The sequence below is a fragment of the Lamprobacter sp. genome, assembly GCF_034860625.1.
Classification (GTDB): domain Bacteria; phylum Pseudomonadota; class Gammaproteobacteria; order Chromatiales; family Chromatiaceae; genus Lamprobacter.
This window is the reverse complement of record NZ_JAYESN010000415.1, coordinates 1-1,973: the sequence shown is the minus strand read 5'-3', so window position 1 is coordinate 1,973 and position 1,973 is coordinate 1. Positions and strand designations below refer to the sequence as shown.

Genomic DNA, 1,973 nt, shown 5'->3' with positions numbered 1-1,973 from the left:
TACCAGAGCCAAAAGCCGTTGGTGTGATAGAACAGAATCTTGAGCTTGTCGCGCCCTCGGTTGCAGAAGACAAAGACATGGCATGAGAAGGGATCGGCTTGAAGTACATCGATGACCAGTGCGGCGAGGCCGTCGATCTGCTTGCGCATGTCGGTGGCTCCCGCGGCCAAGTAGACCTTGGTGTGCGCATCGAGGCTGATCATGCCGCACCCGGTGTCTGCAACAGGTCGATGACCTGGCTGAGTGTGCGCGGGTCGCAGCCAGCGGCGATCTCTAGGCGCAGTCCGTTGGTGAACACCACCGTCAGCGCGGCGACCCCCTCCTGGCTGGGCGGCGTGGGGCGATCGGCGAACCGCACGGGAGGAGTGTCGCCGGCTGCAGCGCGTCGGTGCTCAGCGCTGGCTGAGGGGGCTGCGTCGCTTGGCGCAGGCGTTCGCGCCAACGGTGGAAGGTGCTCACGGCGATGCCGTGGCGTCGGCAGTAGTCGGCTTGTGTCTCGCCGCTGCGCGGCCAGCCTTGCACCAGCTCGCGCCATTGGGCGGGCGTGCGTCGCTTCTCGGCCATGCCCGGTCCTCGTATTGCTTCTGACCAGGCGCTAGGGTGCGAGCAACAGCCCTGCTCGTATAGAAGGTAATTCGCCTCAACGCAGCGTCCGCGCCCTGCTCTCCGCGCTCTATTTCGAAGACCTCGCAGCACGAACCCATCGTGGCCAAGAGGGGCAAGTTGCGCGCGGGTTTAGAGCGGGCGGCTTACCCTAAGGCCTAAGGCTACCGATCCGTCCGCGCCGATACCGGATCTAAGCTCGAGATCGACCCCGAACAAGCCGAGATCGTCCGCGAGATTTGGACTCGTTTTGCGAACGGGGAGTCACCAAGATCGATCACCGCCGACCTCAATGCCCGTTCGGTCCCATCGCCCAGGACCAGTAACCGAAAAGGTCGTCCCAGATTGGGTGTCTTCAGCACTCTACGGCCACCCGGCCAGGCACCGGCATTTTACGCAAACAGATCTATCTTGGACGGCAAATATGGAACCGCAGCAAATGGGTCAAAGACCCCGACACCGGCCGGCAAACCCGCCGCGAGCGGGCGGAGTCTGAGTGGCAGATCAGCGAGCATCCTGAGCTGCAGATCATAGACGCAGACCTGGAACAGCGCGTTGAACGTCGGCACGCTCTGATCGCTGAATCCAGCAAGCGCGCCCGCGAGGCGATGAGGAATAACGGATCAGTTGGCCCCAGACCGCGCTATCTGCTGTCGGGGCTCATGACCTGCGCCCATTGCGGCGCGCCTGTTGTGTCGGTTGGCGGACACTCAGGCCGTTATGGCTGTTCAGCAGCCCGCTATCGGGGCGACGCGGTCTGCGACCAACGCACGACGGTTGTCAGGAAAAGGCTCGAGCAGCGCATTCTCAGCGCTGTACGCGAGGATATCTACACCCCCGATGCAATTGACGCTTATCGCTCCGCGCTCCTTGCCGAGTTGCAGGCGGCGGTCAAAGACTCGGCCCCGACATCAACGCCTTGGAGCGCCATGCGCGCGAGATCGAACAGCGGATCGGGAATATGGTCTCGGCCATCGCAGTGGAAACCTATAGTGCGGCGCTACAACGCCGCTCGAGGATGCTGAGGCCGAACGCACCAGGGTCACTGAGCAGTTGAAGCGCGCCAACTCGAAGGGTCTTGTCATCCCCTTACCGACCGACATGGAAGCCGCGCTGAGATCGCAGCTAGACGACCTTGACTCCACGCTCGCCGAAGACTTGGATGGCGCGAGAGATTCTGCGGGATTTGCTGGGGAGGTCCGCATCAGGCGCGCGGACCAAGGAATGGTCGCTGAAGTGCAAGGCATGGGAGCCTTGCACTACGCTAGCGATGGTAGCGGGGGCAGGATTTGAACCTGCGACCTTCGGGTTATGAGCCCGACGAGCTGCCTGACTGCTCCACCCCGCAACTGAGCCGCCTACTATAGGCG

The 1,973-nt window shown here is 62.7% G+C and carries 3 protein-coding genes, 1 tRNA gene and 1 pseudogene; 2 read left to right on the top strand and 3 right to left on the bottom strand.

The features are described from left to right. Together tnpB and tnpA are read right to left on the bottom strand one after the other, a co-directional pair. Positions 1-203: IS66 family insertion sequence element accessory protein TnpB (gene tnpB / locus VBE63_RS28245; RefSeq protein ID WP_323686309.1), on the bottom strand; the 203-nt coding region annotated here is incomplete at its 3' end. Positions 204-303: 100 nt separating this feature from the next. Continuing rightward, a complete protein-coding gene (tnpA, locus tag VBE63_RS28240) occupies positions 304-564 on the bottom strand; it encodes an IS66 family insertion sequence element accessory protein TnpA (protein ID WP_323686308.1) in 261 nt (86 codons plus the stop codon). 243 nt (positions 565-807) lie between these two features. On the opposite strand from tnpA, the pseudogene VBE63_RS31670 reads away from it, so the two are divergent. Continuing rightward, positions 808-918: pseudogene (locus tag VBE63_RS31670) on the top strand (recombinase family protein); the annotation flags it as partial. Positions 919-947: 29 nt separating this feature from the next. Beyond that, on the top strand, positions 948-1,628 hold the full coding sequence (locus tag VBE63_RS31665) for a recombinase zinc beta ribbon domain-containing protein (RefSeq protein ID WP_416274709.1): 681 nt from the start codon (positions 948-950) through the stop codon (positions 1,626-1,628). Between the two features lie 246 nt (positions 1,629-1,874). Here the strand turns inward: VBE63_RS31665 and VBE63_RS28235 are convergent. Further along, positions 1,875-1,951, bottom strand: a tRNA-Met gene (locus tag VBE63_RS28235). Positions 1,952-1,973: the final 22 nt, after the last annotated feature.